Here is a 16,039-nt window from a genome sequence, read left to right on the forward strand (position 1 = left end):
GGCGCCGGCCCCGGTCCGGCCTCGACCCGCGTCAGCCCGCGCGCCGTCGGCCGCGGCGGCCGGCCCCGAGCCGGGACGCGCGCACCACCACCCCGGCGACCAGCACACCGGCCCCCGCCAGCACGGCGGACGGCGGCAGCGTGAGCACGAGCAGCGCGCAGCCGGCCAGCCCCAGGACCTGCAGCCCGCGCGGCGTGCGCCGGTCCGGCCCGACCTGCCCGAACGCCGCCGCGTTCGCGATCGCGTAGTAGACGAGCACCCCGAAGGACGAGAACGCGATCAGGGTCGTCACGTCGGCGACCAGCACGCCGACGACGACCGCCGCCCCCACCACCCCCTGCGCCCGGTGCGGCACGCGGTGGCGCGGGTGCACCGCGGCCAGGGCGCGCGGCAGCTCGCCGTCCTGCGCCATCGCGAACGCCGTCCTCCCCACGCCGGCCACCAGGCCGAGGAGCGCGCCCAGGCACGCCGCGGCGGCACCGACCCGGACCCACCAGAGGCCGCCCGGCGCACCCGCCGCAACGACGACGTCGACCAGGGGCGCCGCGGACGCGGCGAGCCGGTCCGGTCCGAGCACGCCGAGCGCGACCACGGCGACCGCCGCGTAGACCGCCACGACGATCGCCAGGGCGGCGCGGACGGCCTGCGGGATCACCACCCGCGGCCGGACCACCTCCTCGCCGAGGGTCGCGAGGCGCGCGTACCCGGCGAGGGCGAAGAACAGGAGGCCCGCGGACTGCAGCACCCCCAGCACCCCGCCGCCGCACGGACCGGAGGGGCACGGTGGGGCACCCGGTGGAGCCGCGGCGACCGGCCCCGGTCCGGCGGCCGACCACGCACCGACCGTGACGACGGCGCCCAGCACGAGCAGGGTGACGGTGACGAGCACCCGGGTGAGCCGCGCGGTGCGGGTGATCCCCCGCGCGTTCACCGCGACCAGGACGACGACGGCTGCGACCGCGACGGGCCGCTGCACCTGCGGGGCGGCGTACGCCGCGAACGTCATCGCCATCGCCGCGCAGGACGCCGTCTTGCCCACGACGAAGCACCACCCGGCCACGAACCCCGGCCACGGGCCGAGCCGCTCCCGGCCGTACCGGTACGCGCCCCCCGACGTCGGCATGGCGGCGGCCAGCTGCGCGGTCGACATGGCGTTCGCGTAGGCGACGACGGCTGCGACCGCGAGCCCGAGCAGCAGCAGCCGGCCTGCCGCCGCGGACGCCGGGGCGAGCACGGCGAACACCCCCGCGCCGAGCATGGAGCCGACCCCCAGGACGACGGCGTCGCCCAGCCCCAGGCGGCGCACGAGCGTGGGCGGGGTCGAGGCGTCGGCGGACGGCGACGGGGGTCCGGCGGGCACGTGCGCCAGCGTAGGGACGACCGGTGGCGTCCGGCGCCGTAGCGTGAGCGCGTGCCGACCCCTGGAGCGCCGCCGACCCCACCCGGCTCGGCGCTCGCGCTGGCGGCCCTCCTCGCGGGGGCCGGGGTGACCCACCTCGTCCGGCCCCGGCTCTACGAGCGGCTGATCCCGCCCTGGCTCGGCGCCCCCCGGCCGTGGGTCGTGGGCAGCGGCCTCGCCGAGCTGGCCTGCGCCGCGGCGGTCACGGCGCCGCGCACGCGCCGGGCCGGTGCCCTGGCCACGTGCGCGCTCTTCGTGCTGGTCTTCCCGGGCAACGTCCAGATGGCCCTCGACTCCCGTGCCGGCAGCCGGTCGTGGGCCCGTCGCCCCGCCGTGGCATGGGGGCGTCTGCCCCTGCAGGTCCCGCTGGTGCTCTGGGCGTGGCGGGTGGCGCAGCGCGAGGCGTCCGGCGGGCCGGCGACGTAGTCGCCCGTCAGACCCCGACCACGGCGCTGCGTCGCTCGAGCAGCACCACGTCGCGCCACCGGCCGTCGCGCCGGGCGATCCGCTCCCGCACCCCGACGCGCCGGAAGCCGAACCGCTCGTGCAGCGCGAGGCTGGCCACGTTCTCGGGGAGGACGCCGGACTGGATCGTCCAGATCCCGCCCTCCTCGCAGCTGCGCACGAGCCGGCGCATCAGCGCGGCCCCCACCCCGCGGCCACGCGCGGCGCCGGCCACGTAGACGCTGTGCTCGACCACGCCGGCGTACGCGGCCCGCGCACTGACCAGGCTCACCGCGACCCACCCGACCACCGGGCCGGCGCCGCCCGCCGCCGCGGGCGCGATGGCGACGAAGCGGTGGTCGGGCAACCGGGACCTGTCCCACGCGTCCCACGTCGGGACGTCGGTCTCGAAGGTCGCCTCACCGGTCGCGATCCCCTCGGCGTAGACCGCGAGGACCGCGGCCGCGTGGCGGGCCTCCATCGGCTCGACCACGACCGGCGCGTCGGACGACGGGGTCACCCGCCCGGCGCCGCGGGCGACGGCGGTGAGGTCCGGTCCCGGGCGGTCGGGGGTCGTCATGGCGCCATCATGGCGCGCACGGGCAGCCCGCCGGGCGGACGCCCGCGAGGCCCGCCGGACCGACCGGCCGGCGTCCGCGCACGCCCGCCCAGCCCCCTCAGCCGCCCAGCCACCTCAGCCGCCCAGCCACCTCAGCCGCCCAGGGCGGCCAGTCGGCCTAGGCCGAGCGCAGGGGGGCCACGCGGACGTCGTCCGCCTCCGCCGGACGCGGGGCGGGGCGCTCGACGAGCGCCAGGACGCGGCCGGCCATGAACCGCGCGGTCCGGACGGGCGTACCGCCGCGGGTGGTCTCGACGACCTCGACGACGCCGCGGCCGTGGGTGACGTCGACGCGCCGGCCGGCCCGGGTCGCCTCGATCTCGTAGGTAAGGGTGCTGCCCCCGGCGTCGATCACGATCTCGACTCGGTCGCCCTTCATGCGCCAACCTCCTCGTGGCGGGTCCGGCCCGGCGCCGCGCCCATCGGGTCAACGCTCGCCGGGGGTCCGCGCATTCCCCCCGAGCGCCGCGAAAACCGGCGCTGACCTGCACGGACGGATACCCTGACGCCGTGAGTCACGAGTCCGGCGTGCCCTCGGCCGTCCCCGCCTCCCCCGCCGTCCCGGCCGCACCGGCACCCCTGCGCGGTCACGTCGCGGCGTGGGCCCTGTGGGACTGGGGGTCCGCGGCCTTCAACGCCGTCGTCACCACGTTCGTGTTCACGCGCTGGCTCACCAGCGACGCCTTCGCCGACCCCGCCACCGTCGCGGCCGCGGCGCGGGAGGGCGACGCGGGCGGGCCCGCCACCGCCGCCCTGGACGCCGTCCTCGCGCAGCACTCGGCCTGGCTGGGCTGGGGCCTGACGGTCGCCGGGCTCCTCATCGCCCTGCTCGCACCGGTCATCGGCGCCCGCTCCGACGACGCCGGGCGACGACGGCGCTGGCTCGCGGTGCACACCGCGGTGACCGTCGTGATCTGCGCCGCGATGTTCCTCGTGCGCCCCGACCCCGGGTCGCTGACCGAGAACCTGCTGCTCGGCATCGTCCTGCTGTCCGTCGGCAACGTCTTCTTCGAGCTGGCCGGGGTCAACTACAACGGGATGCTGTCGCAGGTCTCCACCCCCGCCACGCGGGGGCGGGTCAGCGGCCTGGGCTGGGGCGCGGGCTACCTCGGCGGCATCGTGCTGCTGCTCATCCTGTTCGTCGGGTTCATCAACCCCGACGTGGGGTGGTTCGGGGTCACCGGCGAGGACGGCCTGGACGTCCGGCTGTCGGTCCTGCTCTCCGCCGTCTGGTTCGCCGTCTTCGCCGTCCCGGTGCTGCTCGCCGTCCCCGAGGCCCCGCCCCACCCGCGCCGCGCGCGCACCGGGATCGTCGCCTCGTACCGCCGCCTGTTCGCCGACATCGCGGCGCTGTGGCGCGAGCGTCGTCCGACCCTGTGGTTCCTGCTGGCCAGCGCCGTCTACCGCGACGGCCTGGCCGGGGTGTTCACGTTCGGCGCCGTCATCGCCTCGGGGACGTTCGGGTTCAGCGCGAGCGGCGTCGTGCTGTTCGCCATCGTCGCGAACGTCGTCGCCGGGGTGTCGACCATCGTCGCCGGCCACCTGGACGACCGGGTCGGCCCCAAGGCGATCATCGTCACCGCCCTGGTGGGTCTCCTCGTGGCGGGCACCGCCGTCTTCTTCCTGCACGACGGCGGCCAGGGCGTCTTCTGGGTGTTCGGCCTCATGCTCTGCGTCTTCGTCGGCCCGGCGCAGTCGTGCAGCCGCTCCCTGCTGTCGCGCGTCATCCCGCCGGGTCGGGAGAGCGAGGTGTTCGGGCTGTACGCGACCACCGGACGCGCGGCGAGCTTCCTGGCGCCGCTCGCCTTCTCGACCTTCGTCGTGGTGTCGGGATCGCAGCACTGGGGGATCGTGGGGCTCATGCTCGTGCTCGCGCTGGGCCTGGCCCTGCTGCTGCCGATCCGGGTCGCCGGGCGCGCTCCCGCGGAGGCGACGCCGTGAGGACCGCGACGACGACCTGGGTCGCGGACCCGCTGGGGGCGGACTGGGAGCAGACCACGCTGAGCCTGGGGACCGATGCCGAGGGTCCGGTGGTCGCCACGCTCGTGCGGCGCCGGCCCGGTGCCGCGCAGGGGTCCGGCACGGCGGGCGCGGCAGGGTCCGCCCGCCCGGCGGTGCTGTACCTGCACGGGTACAACGACTACTTCTTCCAGGCCCACCTGGCCGACCGCAGCGAGGAGCACGGGTACGACTTCTACGCCCTGGACCTGCGCAAGTGCGGACGGTCGCTGCGCCCGTGGCAGACCCCGCACTACTGCACCGACCTCCGCGAGTACCTGCCCGAGCTGGACGCGGCGAGCCGGATGGTCCGCGACCTGGGGCACGACCGGCTCGTGCTCATGGGCCACTCGACCGGCGGGCTGCTGGCGAGCCTCTTCGCGCACAGCGTGCGGCGCAGCCGCCGGGTCGACGCCCTGGTGCTCAACAGCCCGTGGTTCGACCTCAACGCCCCCTGGTTCGACCGGGTCGTCTCGACCCGGCTGGTGGACGCCCTCGGCCCGCTCGCCCCGCAGCGCGTGCTGACCCAGGGCGGGTCGCCGTACTCGCGACGGCTGCACGTGGACCACGGCGGGCAGTGGGAGTACGACCTCGACCTCAAGGCGGCCGCCGGGATCCCGGCCCGGGCCGGCTGGCTGCGGGCCGTCCGGCGCGGGCACGCCCGGCTCGCCCGCGGCCTGGAGATCGCGGTGCCGGTGCTGGTGTGCACCGCCGCGAGCAGCGGCCCGAACCGGGAGGACAACCCGGACCTGGACCGCCAGGACACCGTGCTGGACGTCGACCACATCGCCGCGCGCGCGCCGCGGCTGGGACCGGACGTCACCCTCGTGCGCATCGAGGACGGCATCCACGACCTGAGCCTGTCCGCCGAGCCCGCCCGGACAAGCTTCTTCGACACCGTCTTCGGCTGGCTGGACGGGCACCTGACCCGGTGAGCGCCGCCGTGTGCGTGGCCACCCGCGGATCGGCGAGGATGTGCGGCGACGCGCGGACCGCCCGCGCCCGTGAGCTGGAGCGCGCGTGTCCCCTGACCCGGCCGACGGCCACCCGACCGCGGTGACCGGCGACCACCCCCTCGAGGCGGAGGCGACCGGTCCTGCGCCGGTGACGGCCCACGACGACGGCCCCGACCGCGTCCTGGGTGAGCTGGCCATCGCCGCCGCGCGCATCGGCACGTTCGACTGGGACCTGGTGGGCGGTGTGCTGAGCTGGGACGACCAGCTCATCAGCCTCTTCGGCTACGACACCACGACGTTCGACCGGACGATCGGGGGCTTCGACGCCGCGCTCCACCCGGACGACCGGGCCCGGGTCACGCACGCGCTGGACCAGGCCATCGCCACGTGCGGCGAGTACGAGGCGGAGTTCCGGGTCGTGCTGCCCGACGGCGTCACCCGCTGGGTCGCCGCCCGCGGGCGCGCGCTGGGCGACGAGAACGGGGTCGCGACCCGGATGCTCGGCGCGGCCTACGACAGCACCCACCGCCAGGACGGGGGCGCGGCCGTCGCCCGGGTCCTGGAGGCGATCCCGACCGCGTTCTACTCGCTCGGGCCGGACTGGACCTTCACCTACGTCAACGCCGAGGCGGAGCGGCTGCTGGACCGCTCCCGCGAGGAGCTGCTGGGCGGCAACATCTGGGAGCTGTTCCCGCTCGCTGCCGGGTCCGCGTTCGAGACGAGCTTCCGCCGCGCGCTGGAGGCGAACCGGCCCGTCACGTTCGACGCCTACTACCCCGCACCGCTGGACTCCTGGTACGAGCTGCAGGTGTGGCCCGGCCCGGACGGGCTGTGGGTCTACTTCGTCGACGTCACCGCCAACCGCCTGGCCCGGTACGAGACCGAGCAGAGCGCGGCCCGTGCCGCGCTGCTGGCGGAGGTCACCACCGAGCTGACCCAGACGCTGCAGGGCGACGAGGCGGTCGGCCGGCTCGCACAGATCCTCGTCCCCCGCCTCGCCGACTGGTGCATCGTGTCGCTGGTCGACGACGACGAGCACGCCGGCGCCCGCCGTGGCCTGCGGGACGTGGGCTGCTGGCACACCGACCCCGCGCAGCGTGACCTCGTCTCGCGCTACGCCGCCACCCGGATGGACGACCTCAGCGAGGAGTCCTTCCTGGCCCGAGCGCTGGCGACCGAGCGCCCGGTGGTGCTGCAGAGCGACGCCCTCGCCCAGATCGCGACCGTCCTGCGCCCGGGCGAGGCGCTCGACATGCTGACCCGGCTCGCGCCCGAGTCGGTCGTCATCGTGCCGCTGCGCGGGCGCGGCGGGCCCGTGGGGCTGGTGACGCTCGTCAACGGCGCCGCGCGCGGCACGTTTGGCGACGACGACCTGAGCAGCATCGCGGAGATGGCCGGCCGCGCCGGCCTGGCGCTGGACAACTCCCGGCTGTACCGCCAGCAGCGCCAGGTCGCCGAGGGCCTCCAGCGGTCGCTGCTCACCGAGCCACCCGAGCCGGACCACCTGCAGATCGTCGTCCGCTACGAGCCCGCGGCGCAGGCGGCCCAGGTCGGCGGCGACTGGTACGACGCGTTCCTGCAGCGCGACGGCGCGACCGTGCTGGTGATCGGCGACGTCGTGGGGCACGACATCGCGGCCGCGGCGGAGATGGGCCAGGTCCGCTCGCTGCTGCGGGGCATCGCGGTCGCCACCGGGCTGGGCCCCGCCCAGCTGCTGTCGGAGGTGGACCAGGCGCTGCGCACGCTGCAGGCCGACACGATCGCCACGGCGGTCGTCGCGCGGATCGAGCAGACCGGGTCGGAGCGACGCCGCGGCGTCACCCACGTGCGCTGGTCCAACGCCGGGCACCCGCCCCCCATGGTCATCAACCCCGACGGCACCATCGCGGTGCTCTCCGGCGTGCGCGCCGACCCGCTGCTCGGCGTCCTGCCGGACATCCACCGGGTGGAGTCCGAGGTGGCCCTGGACCGGGGAGCCACGGTGTTCCTCTACACCGACGGGCTGATCGAGCGCCGGGACCGGTCCCTGGTGGACGGCATGGAGGCGCTCCGCGACGCCCTGGAGGAGCTCGCCGGCGCGGACCTGGACACGCTGTGCGACGAGATCCTGGCCCGGCTCCTGCCCGAGCGCCCGGAGGACGACGTCGCCCTCGTCGCCGTCCGCCTGCACCGTCAGGACCGGCCCCGCCCGCCGGAGGCCGGACCGAACGTGATCCCGCCGGACGTGCCGGAGTCCCCGGAGGTCGAGGACCAGCCCGAGTGAGCCGCGGGGCCCGTGACGACCGGCCCCGTCGCTCCCCGGCCGCGCGTCGGGCCGCCCGCCTCAGCCCCGCAGCGCCTCGGCCAGCCGCATCCGCCCACCGGTGTGCAGCACCCCACGCTGGTACACCCGCGCGGCGAGCCACACCAGCACCGGGATCGTCACCGCGCAGATCGCGATCGCCAGCGGCATCTCCCACGGCGCGAGCGCACCGAAGGCGTCCCGCACCGGCATCATGAACGGCGCGAAGAACGGGACCTGCGACAGGACCTTCACCGCGGTGCCGTCGGGGTCGTTCGGGACCAGGAACATGGTCAGGTAGAACGGCGCGAACAGCAGGAACATCAGCGGTGTGGTGACCGAGCTGATGTCCTCCTGGCGGGACACCAGGGCCGCGAAGCCACCGAACAGCAGGGCGAAGACCAGGTACCCCAGCAGGAACCAGATCACGAGCCACATCAGCGCGGCGCCGACGTCGACGGAGATGTCGCTCGCGACCCCCAGGATGCGGGTGGCGAGCACGAGCGCCGCCCCCAGGACGACGACCTGGAGCAGCCCGTACAGGCCGATGCCCAGCACCTTGCCCGCGAGCAGCTGCGTCGGCCGGATGGTGGACAGCAGGATCTCCACGACCCGGGACGTCTTCTCCTCCACGACGCCCATCGCGATCATCGTCCCCGAGCCGATCAGGGCGAACAGCAGCACCGAGATCATCACGGTGGCGACACCGAAGGCCGCACCGTCGAACCCGCCGCCGGAGGCCTCCTGGAGGGTCTCGACCTGCGGGACGGCGGATGCCAGCGCCCGCTCGAAGGCCGCCGGGTCCCCGCCCAGGTCGCCGATCCGCTCGGCGACGACGTACGACCGGACCGCCCCGGTCACCGTCTCCAGCAGCGCGCCGTCCGGCTCGCCCTCCGGGACGACGAGCTGCGGGGACGCCGGGTCGCCGCCGACGAACCCGTCGAGCCGCTCGTCGGCCAGCGCCTGCCGGGCGGCGTCCTCCTCCAGCGTGGACAGCTCCAGGTCCAGGCCGGCGGCGTCCGCCGACGACCGCAGCTGGGGTGCGAGCGCCCCGGCGCCGGCCGACACCGCGACCCGGCTGGTGGGCGGCTCGCCCTCGCGCTCGAGGAAGTAGCGCCCGACGGCGGCGCCGACCAGGATCACGACCAGCATCACGACCATCGAGACGATGTTGGCCTTGGTCATCATGCGGGTCCGCAGCTCGCGCCGGGCCACCAGGACCACCGGGCCGCGCGTGGTCATGCCGCCACCTTCCGCCGGTCGCGGCGTCGTCGGCCGTCCGGCGCGGGCTCCTGCGACGGCTCGCCGGCGGCCTCCCCCGCGGAGACGACGTCGCGGAACAGGTCGGCCAGCGTGGGTCGGACCGGGGAGAACTCGCGCACCGCACCCAGCCGCATCGCGGCGGCCAGCACGGCCTGCTCCGCACCGACGGCGGAGTCGGTCAGCTCCACCACGACCGCCTGCGTGCGCCCCGGGGCGGGTGCGACGAGCACGCCGGGCACCGCGGAGACGGCGGTCACGACGTCGGGCCGGTCGGCCTGGACGTCCAGCCGCCACTGCGGCCGCTCGGTGCGGCGGAGCTCGTCGATCGTCCCCAGCGCCTCCACCTGCCCGGACCGGACGATGCCGACGCGGTCGCACAGCCGCTCGACGAGGTCGAGCTGGTGGGACGAGAAGATCACCGGCACCCCGGCGTCCGCGCGCTCGCGCAGCACCGCGCTCATGACGTCCACGGCGACCGGGTCCAGTCCGGAGAAGGGCTCGTCCAGCACGAGGATGTCCGGGTCGTGGACCAGCGCGGCCGCGAGCTGCACGCGCTGCTGGTTGCCGAGCGACAGCTTCTCCACCGCGTCGCCGCGCCGAGCCCCCACCCCGAGGCGGTCGGTCCAGCGGGTCACCGCGGCGTCGGCGTCGGCCGGGCTCATGCCGTGCAGCCCGGCCAGGAACCGCAGCTGCTCGCCGACCTTCATCTTCGGGTACAGACCGCGCTCCTCCGGCATGTAGCCGACCCGCCGGCGGGTCCGCAGGTCCAGCGGCGCGCCGTTCCAGCGCACCTCCCCCGCGTCCGCCGCGAGCACGCCCAGCATGATCCGCATCGCGGTGGTCTTGCCCGCCCCGTTGGACCCCACGAAGCCGAAGATCTCCCCGGCCTTGACGTCGAAGGTCAGGTCCCGCAACGCCCGCAGGCTCCCGTACGACTTGTGCAGGTGGTCGATCTCGAGCGAGCTCACGCGCGTCCCCCGCGGGTCTGCAGCCGGCCCGCCGGGGCGGGGACGGACGCTCGCCGCGCCGGTGCCCCCGCACGTCCCGGCTGGTCAGCCTGGGTGGATGGTCTCCGCGGCCAAGGTAGCAGCGGCTCCCGGCCGCACCGGTGACCCGCGCGTGACGCCTCGCTACCATCGAGGGATGGTGGCCGCGCGCCACGTGATGGTCGAGGTCGAGCTGGTCGAGGGCCACGACGGGCCGGGTGCCCGCCACCCCCGGGCCCGCCCGCTGCCGGAGGACGACCTGGCGCCGGTCCCGGGCCGACCGGGCACCCGCCACCGGCCACGGCGGTGGGTCGCCGGCATCCTGCTCGTCGTCCTGACCGTCACCAGCGGCCGTCTCGCCGCCGACGCGCAGGCCCGGTCGGCGATGGCGGCGCTCGCGGCGGTGGACGGCGTCCTGCACCCGCTCGACGGTCCGGTCGCGGAGCTGTGGCGGAGCGAGGGCGGGATGCGCCCCGAGCTCCTGCGGGCCGCCGGCATGCTGGTCGCCGTCGTCGGGGGCGAGGGCAGCGCCGACGTGGTCGCCCTGGACCCGGCGACGGGGGCGACCGTGTGGCGGGCTCCCCTGCGTGGGTCGGGTCCCGGTGACGGGGGTGGGGGCATCCGCTGCGTGGTCCCGGGCGCGGACCGGTCCGGCGGCGCCGGCGGGCCCGCGGGCACCGCCCCGCCCACCGACGGCGCCGCGGGTCCGGGTGGCGCCCCCGTCGTGGTCTGCGTCGTGGACCGGTTCCCCCCGTCCCGGCGGGTCCCGCCGGCACCCGACGGCACGACCCTCGACCGGCTCGTCGTGCTGGACGCGCGCACGGGCGCCGTCGTGTCGCAGCGACCCGTGGACCGCAGCACCACCGTGGCGGCGCTGGACGGCGACGTCGTCGTCGCCCACGGGGACGACGACGGGTACGTCCACGTGACCCGCACCGACCCCCTGGGGACCAGGGTCCGGTGGGCGTTCGTCTCGCCGCGACCGCTCCCCGTGCGGCACCCGGGGTGGTCCACCCGGATGGACGTCGTCGAGGGCCTGGTGGTCGTGGACGAGTCCGACGGCTGGGTGCTGGACGGGCGCGGGGACGTCCTGCGCTCGTGGGCGGGCACCGTCGCGGCCCAGGCTGAGGGGACGGCGCACCTCACCGGCGGCCGCCTGCTGACCCGTCCGCACACCACCGGCGGCCCGTACGCGCGCACCCGCGTCACCGACCTGGTGAGCGGGACGGTGTTCACCGTGCGGGGGCGGCCGCTCGAGTCGTGGCCGGACGACGGCTCCCTGGACGGGTCGATGCTCGCGCGCGCCGGTCATGAGCACGGGCTGGCCGCCTACGACCCGGCGACCGGGACCAGGCTCTGGACGGCGCCCGGCCAGGTGGAGGGTCGGGCGATGGTGCTCGACGGGCGCGTCGTCCGCCTCACCCCTCAGGGGCTGGTGGCGGTCGACGGGCGCTCCGGCGCCACCCTCTGGCAGACCCGGTTCGCCCGTCCGGCCCGGAGCACCCTGGTCACCGACGGCCGGCTGGTGGTCGTCACGCAGCTCGACGGCGACCGTGGCCTGGTCCTGGGCGCGTACGGGCTCGACGACGGGCGCCTGCGGTGGACCGCGGACCTCGCCGACGACATCGCGGCGCTCACGGTCGCCGGCCGCCAGCTGTTCGGCTGGTCCCCCGAGCGGCTCGTGGCGCTGACGCCGCCGGGCTGACGGGCCGCCCTGTCGCACCCGACCCCGCCGGGTGTGACGATGCGGCATGCGCCGTTCCGTCCATGCCGGGCTCGAGCTCGACGTCGCCGGCCCGGCCCTGCTCGCGCTCGCCGTCGCGGTGGCCGACGGCGCCCACCACCGCACCGAGACGCTGAGCATCACCCAGGGCGGGCGCCCCCTCGACGTCGTCGAGCTCACCGGGCCGCACGGCTCGCGGCTGCACCAGGTGCAGGCGGCGGCGGGACGTGTGAGCGTCGTCTACGACGCCACCGTGGACGGCGTCGACGACCCACCACCGGTCGACCCGCTGGACCTGCTGACCTACCTGCGGCCCAGCCGCTACGCCGAGTCCGACCGGATCATCGGGCTGGCCGACGCCGAGCTCGGGGGCCTGTCCGGGCGCTCGCTGCTCGACGCGGTCACCGCCTGGGTCGGCTCCCACGTGCGGTACGTGCCGGGGACCAGCGGACCCACCGACGGCGCGAGCCAGACTGTGCTGGGCGGGCAGGGCGTGTGCCGGGACTTCGCGCACGTGACCGTCGGCCTGCTCCGCGCGCTGGACGTGCCGGCACGCACGGCGGCGGTCTACGCCCCCGGGCTGTCCCCGATGGACTTCCACGCGGTGGCCGAGGCCTACGTCGAGGGCGCGTGGCACGTCGTCGACCCGACGCTGCTCGCGCCGCGCTCGACGATGCTGCGGATCTCCACGGGCCGCGACGCCGCCGACACCGCCTTCCTCTCCACCTACCACGCTTGGGTCACCCTGTTGACGTACGAGGTGCGTGCCGTCGTCGACGGGGACCTGCCGGTCGACGACCGCTCCACCCTGGTCCAGCTGCGCTGACCGGGAATGCCGGCGGGCGCTGACCGTTGCTCCTGTGTGAGCAACTCCCCCACCCGTTCCCGCGCCCTCCCCCTGGTCCTGACCGCAGCGGTCGCCGGCGGGCTCGGCCTCGGAGCGGTCGCCCTGGCCGGGCGCTCGCCGTCCGCCCCCGAGGTGGCCGGCGCACCCGAGCAGGTGCAGGACCCCGCCACGTCGCCCACCCCCTCGGCCACCTCCGGTGCGGACCGGTCGGCCCCACCGGCCGACGACGCCGCGCCGCGCATCGCGTTCTTCGGCGACTCCCTGACCGTGGGGGTCGGCGCCCCGCCGGAGCGCGGGTACGCCTGGCAGACCGCCGAGCAGCTGGGGTGGCCGATCGCCGTCGTGGAGGGCGTCTCCGGCAGCGGGTTCCTCGCCTCCGGCGCCGGTCGGCCGATGCCGGACCGGGTGGCGGCCGTCGTCGCGTCCGACCCGGACGTCGTGGTCGTCGCCGGTGGCACGAACGACGCGTTCCAGGGCTACGCGCCCACGGAGGTCGGCGCCGCCGCCGGCGAGCTGCTGGGCGACCTGAGAGCCGCGGATCCGGACCTGGCGATCCTCGTGCTGGGGCCGTTCCCGACCACCCTGGAAACGGCCACGGGTCTGGACCCGGTGAGCGATGCCGTCCGCGCCGCGGCCGACGCGGTCGGCGCGGAGTTCGTCGACGCGCGCGACCTGCTCCTGAGCGCCGGCGCGGGCCCCGAGGAGTGGGAGCAGTACATCAGCGCCGACGGCGTGCACCCCAACGAGGCCGGGTACGGCGTCATGGCCGACGCGCTGGTGGCGGAGCTGCGCACGCTGGTCGGCTGAGGCCGCAGGCCGGGCGAGCCACGCCCGGGCGCGCCACACCCGGGCGGGACGGCACGGCGACGGCGCGGGACGGCGCGGTCCGCAGCCCGCAGGTCCGGACCCCGTCGGGCGCCTACGGTGGCCCCATGCCCGACGTCATGACCGCGACGACGGCCACGACGCGCCCGGCGTCCCTGGCGGCCGCATGCCTCGTCTCGCTGGCCGGGCTGCTCGCCTTCGGCTTCGAGCAGCGTCCGGTGGCCTACGCCGTCCTGGCGGTGGCCGTGGCGCTCGGCCTCGTCGTCGACCGGGCCCTGGGCAAGGACCTCGCCCTGATCGCCGCCGGCCTGGTGGTGATGAGCCTGGTGCCGATTACCACGGACGTCAGCAACGCCCACATGGTCACCATGGGGACGGCGATGGTGCTCGCCGTCGCGATCCCCTACGCCGTGTCCCGGTGGGTCTACGGGGACCACGCGGTGCGCTTCCCGGTGCGCACCGGCGAGCGGTGGACCCGGCTCGAGAAGGGCTACCTCGTCGCGGTGCCGCTGCTCGGCTACGTGCTGCTGCCCGTGTACATGATCGGCACCGGGGTGTACGAGAACTGGCCGGCGGTGTCGGACCCGGAGGGGATCGCCCGGCTGTTCCTGGGCACCAACGTCCTGGGGATCTGGGACGAGCTGTTCTTCATCTGCACGGTCTTCACGCTGCTGCGCCGGCACCTGCCGATGTGGCAGGCCAACCTGCTCCAGGCGGTGCTCTTCACGTCGTTCCTCTTCGACCTGGGCTTCCACGCCTGGGGGCCGGTGATCATCTACGCGTTCGCGCTCGTGCAGGGCTACATCTTCCAGCTCACGCGGTCCCTGACCTACGTGGTCTGCGTGCACCTGCTGTTCGACTTCGTGCTCTTCCTCGTCCTGGTGCACGCGCACAACCGCAGCTGGATCGACGTGTTCGTGTACTGACCCCCACGGCTCGACGGACGCGCACTAGCGTGACGCCCGACAGGCCGACGAGCGAGGACAGGAGCGCAGCCGTGCCCGGGACCGCGGCCGCAGGGGACGTCGTGGACCTCGCCGGGATGGCGGCCGAGCTGTACGCGTGCCCGCCCGGCGACTTCACCGCGACGCGCAACGCCCGCGCCAAGCAGGTCCGCGCCGACGGGGACCGCGACCTCGCCACGCAGGTCCAGGCGCTGCGCAAGCCGTCGGTGGCCGCCTGGGCCGTCAACGCGCTGGTGCGGCGCCGTCCGGCCGAGGTCGAGGAGCTCCTCGCGCTCGGGGCGCAGCTGCGCGACGCGCAGGCCGCGCTCGACGGCCGGCGCCTGCGCGAGCTCGACCGACGGCAGCACGAGCTCATGGCGGGCCTGCGCCGGAACGCCGAGACGCTCGCGTCCGAGGTGGCGCAGTCCCTGACCGACGCCGTCGCGGTGCAGGTCGAGGGCACGCTGCGCGCCGCGATGACCGACCCCGACGCCGAGGCCGCCGTTCGCAGCGGGCTGCTCACCGGCGAGCTCCTGAGCACGGGGTTCGGGCCGGTGGAGGTCGGCGACGCCCTCGCGGTCCCCGGTGCACCGCCCGTGCTGGTGCCGGGCCGGGTGGCACCGACGCCCGCACCCTCCCCCGCGGCGGTCCCCCCGCCGTCGCGTCCGGCCCCGCCACCCCGGCGCTCCCGGGTCACGGTGGCCGACGAGCCGGCCGCGTCACGGACCGCGGGGGAGAGGACGGCGGCCCGCGGGAAGAAGGAGGCCGTCCGCGAGGCGGAGTCCGGCCGCCGGGCGGAGTCCGGCCGCGGGGCGGAGTCCGGCCGCCAGGCGGAGGCCGCCCGCCGGGCGGAGGCCGCCCGCGAGGCGGAGACTCGCGCGGAGGCCGCCCGCCAGGCGAAGGAGGCCCGCGCCGAGGCGGCCCGGCAGGCACGCCGGGAGGCCGCGGTGCAGGACGTCGCCCTCGCCGAGGGCGCGGCCGCCGAGGCCGACGGGGCGCTGCGTGCGGCCGAGGACGCCGTCGCGGACCTCGCCCGCCGGCACGCCGAGCTGACCGCGGAGCTCGAGCGGCTGACCGCCCGGCTGCACGAGGTCGAGGCGCAGCGCACCACCACCGGCCGCGACCAGCGGCACGCGCAGGCGGCGCGCGAGGCGGCGGCCCGCGCCGCGGAGAGCGCCCGACGCCGGGCGAGGACGGCCCGGCGGCAGCTCGACGACCTCGACTGACCCGGCGCCGGTGCGGTCGGACCCCGGTCGCGGACGCACCAGGGCGCGGCGCCCTGGTGAGCACCGCGCCCCTGTGTCGAGCGGCCCTGCGGTCTCAGTGCCGCGCGCCCCGCGCCGCGGGGGCCCTGCGGACCACGACCCGCTCCTCCAGCTCGACGTCGCCGGAGTGGGCCACGAGCATGAAGACGCCCTTGACGTCCCGGTCGACGGGCAGGGCGGCCGTGACCGACCCGTCCGTACCGACCGTGACCTCACCGAGGTGCACCGTCTCCGTGGGACGGGTACCGCGCCTGGACTCCAGGCTCACGTGCACCGTGCTGCCCGGCGCGAAGCCGGTCAGCTCGAGGTCCAGGTCGTCGCCCGCCCGGACGACGCGCTCGACCGCCATCGACGGGTCGAGGACCGGGTCGGGACCCGGCGTCTCCTCCGGGAGGCCGCCCTGCGGCAGGGTGAACGTCCACCCCTCGGCCAGCTTCTCGGTGACGACCGTGCGGACCGCCTTGATCCCGTTCTCCCGGTTGCCACCTC

Annotated in this window: 14 protein-coding genes and 1 pseudogene; 9 read left to right on the forward strand and 6 right to left on the reverse strand. The window is 76.2% G+C overall.

The genetic code is table 11. The features are described 5' to 3' along the window. Positions 1-31: 31 nt before the first annotated feature. Positions 32-1,360, reverse strand: a complete 1,329-nt coding sequence (locus CAE01nite_RS13645; RefSeq protein ID WP_246131208.1) for an APC family permease — start codon at positions 1,358-1,360, stop codon at positions 32-34. A 51-nt stretch (positions 1,361-1,411) separates the two neighbouring features. Here CAE01nite_RS13645 and CAE01nite_RS13650 point away from each other — a divergent pair, with 51 nt between their 5' ends. Next, entirely contained in the window at positions 1,412-1,825 is a 414-nt protein-coding gene (locus CAE01nite_RS13650) for a DoxX family protein (protein WP_146905545.1), read from the forward strand. Between the two features lie 7 nt (positions 1,826-1,832). Here CAE01nite_RS13650 and CAE01nite_RS13655 read toward each other — a convergent pair whose 3' ends face one another. Beyond that, positions 1,833-2,324 carry a GNAT family N-acetyltransferase gene (locus CAE01nite_RS13655; protein ID WP_146905662.1) on the reverse strand — a complete coding sequence of 164 codons (492 nt, stop codon included), beginning with the start codon at positions 2,322-2,324 and terminating at the stop codon, positions 1,833-1,835. A gap of 256 nt (positions 2,325-2,580) precedes the next feature. Then, positions 2,581-2,841, reverse strand: a complete 261-nt coding sequence (locus tag CAE01nite_RS13660) for a DUF8836 family protein (protein WP_146905548.1) — start codon at positions 2,839-2,841, stop codon at positions 2,581-2,583. Between the two features lie 131 nt (positions 2,842-2,972). Here CAE01nite_RS13660 and CAE01nite_RS13665 point away from each other — a divergent pair, with 131 nt between their 5' ends. The 3 genes from CAE01nite_RS13665 (at position 2,973) to CAE01nite_RS13675 (ending at position 7,679) form a co-directional block, all read left to right on the forward strand. After that, positions 2,973-4,403 carry an MFS transporter gene (locus tag CAE01nite_RS13665; RefSeq protein ID WP_146905551.1) on the forward strand — a complete coding sequence of 477 codons (1,431 nt, stop codon included), beginning with the start codon at positions 2,973-2,975 and terminating at the stop codon, positions 4,401-4,403. Then, complete coding sequence (locus CAE01nite_RS13670; protein WP_186816588.1) at positions 4,400-5,395, forward strand: alpha/beta hydrolase; 996 nt, start codon at positions 4,400-4,402, stop codon at positions 5,393-5,395. The genes CAE01nite_RS13665 and CAE01nite_RS13670 overlap by 4 nt, the downstream gene beginning before the upstream one ends. Before the next feature lie 85 nt (positions 5,396-5,480). Further along, positions 5,481-7,679, forward strand: a complete 2,199-nt coding sequence (locus CAE01nite_RS13675) for a SpoIIE family protein phosphatase (RefSeq protein WP_246131209.1) — start codon at positions 5,481-5,483, stop codon at positions 7,677-7,679. 60 nt (positions 7,680-7,739) lie between these two features. Here CAE01nite_RS13675 and CAE01nite_RS13680 read toward each other — a convergent pair whose 3' ends face one another. Continuing rightward, entirely contained in the window at positions 7,740-8,939 is a 1,200-nt protein-coding gene (locus tag CAE01nite_RS13680) for an ABC transporter permease (protein WP_146905556.1), read from the reverse strand. After that, positions 8,936-9,928, reverse strand: coding sequence for an ABC transporter ATP-binding protein (locus CAE01nite_RS13685; RefSeq protein WP_146905559.1), 993 nt, complete (start codon positions 9,926-9,928; stop codon positions 8,936-8,938). The genes CAE01nite_RS13680 and CAE01nite_RS13685 overlap by 4 nt, the downstream gene beginning before the upstream one ends. Positions 9,929-10,103: 175 nt before the next feature. Here CAE01nite_RS13685 and CAE01nite_RS13690 point away from each other — a divergent pair, with 175 nt between their 5' ends. The 5 genes from CAE01nite_RS13690 to CAE01nite_RS13710 all read left to right on the forward strand — a co-directional run bounded on the left by CAE01nite_RS13690 (position 10,104) and on the right by CAE01nite_RS13710 (position 15,511). Beyond that, positions 10,104-11,651, forward strand: coding sequence for an outer membrane protein assembly factor BamB family protein (locus tag CAE01nite_RS13690; protein ID WP_146905562.1), 1,548 nt, complete (start codon positions 10,104-10,106; stop codon positions 11,649-11,651). A 46-nt stretch (positions 11,652-11,697) separates the two neighbouring features. Further along, positions 11,698-12,495: a transglutaminase-like domain-containing protein gene (locus CAE01nite_RS13695; protein ID WP_146905565.1), complete on the forward strand. Its 798-nt coding sequence runs from the start codon at positions 11,698-11,700 to the stop codon at positions 12,493-12,495. 36 nt (positions 12,496-12,531) lie between these two features. Further along, positions 12,532-13,323 carry an SGNH/GDSL hydrolase family protein gene (locus CAE01nite_RS13700; RefSeq protein ID WP_146905568.1) on the forward strand — a complete coding sequence of 264 codons (792 nt, stop codon included), beginning with the start codon at positions 12,532-12,534 and terminating at the stop codon, positions 13,321-13,323. Positions 13,324-13,448: 125 nt separating this feature from the next. Continuing rightward, positions 13,449-14,267 (forward strand): CPBP family intramembrane glutamic endopeptidase, encoded by an 819-nt coding sequence (locus CAE01nite_RS13705; RefSeq protein WP_246131210.1) that lies wholly within the window; start codon positions 13,449-13,451, stop codon positions 14,265-14,267. Between the two features lie 71 nt (positions 14,268-14,338). Then, a complete protein-coding gene (locus CAE01nite_RS13710; RefSeq protein WP_146905571.1) occupies positions 14,339-15,511 on the forward strand; it encodes a hypothetical protein in 1,173 nt (390 codons plus the stop codon). A gap of 94 nt (positions 15,512-15,605) precedes the next feature. Here CAE01nite_RS13710 and CAE01nite_RS18220 read toward each other — a convergent pair. Further along, a pseudogene (locus tag CAE01nite_RS18220) lies at positions 15,606-16,039 on the reverse strand (hypothetical protein); the annotation flags it as partial.

The organism is Cellulomonas aerilata (assembly GCF_007991755.1).
GTDB lineage: Bacteria > Actinomycetota > Actinomycetes > Actinomycetales > Cellulomonadaceae > Pengzhenrongella > Pengzhenrongella aerilata.

Excerpts from the sequence above, each read along its gene's own strand:
- CAE01nite_RS13705 (WP_246131210.1), top strand. The coding sequence starts at position 13,449 with ATGCCCGACGTCATGACCGCGACGACGGCCACGACGCGCCCGGCGTCC.
- CAE01nite_RS13660 (WP_146905548.1), bottom strand. The coding sequence starts at position 2,841 with ATGAAGGGCGACCGAGTCGAGATCGTGATCGACGCCGGGGGCAGCACC.
- CAE01nite_RS13690 (WP_146905562.1), top strand. The coding sequence starts at position 10,104 with ATGGTGGCCGCGCGCCACGTGATGGTCGAGGTCGAGCTGGTCGAGGGC.
- CAE01nite_RS13655 (WP_146905662.1), bottom strand. The coding sequence starts at position 2,324 with ATGGAGGCCCGCCACGCGGCCGCGGTCCTCGCGGTCTACGCCGAGGGG.
- CAE01nite_RS13695 (WP_146905565.1), top strand. The coding sequence starts at position 11,698 with ATGCGCCGTTCCGTCCATGCCGGGCTCGAGCTCGACGTCGCCGGCCCG.
- CAE01nite_RS13680 (WP_146905556.1), bottom strand. The coding sequence starts at position 8,939 with ATGACCACGCGCGGCCCGGTGGTCCTGGTGGCCCGGCGCGAGCTGCGG.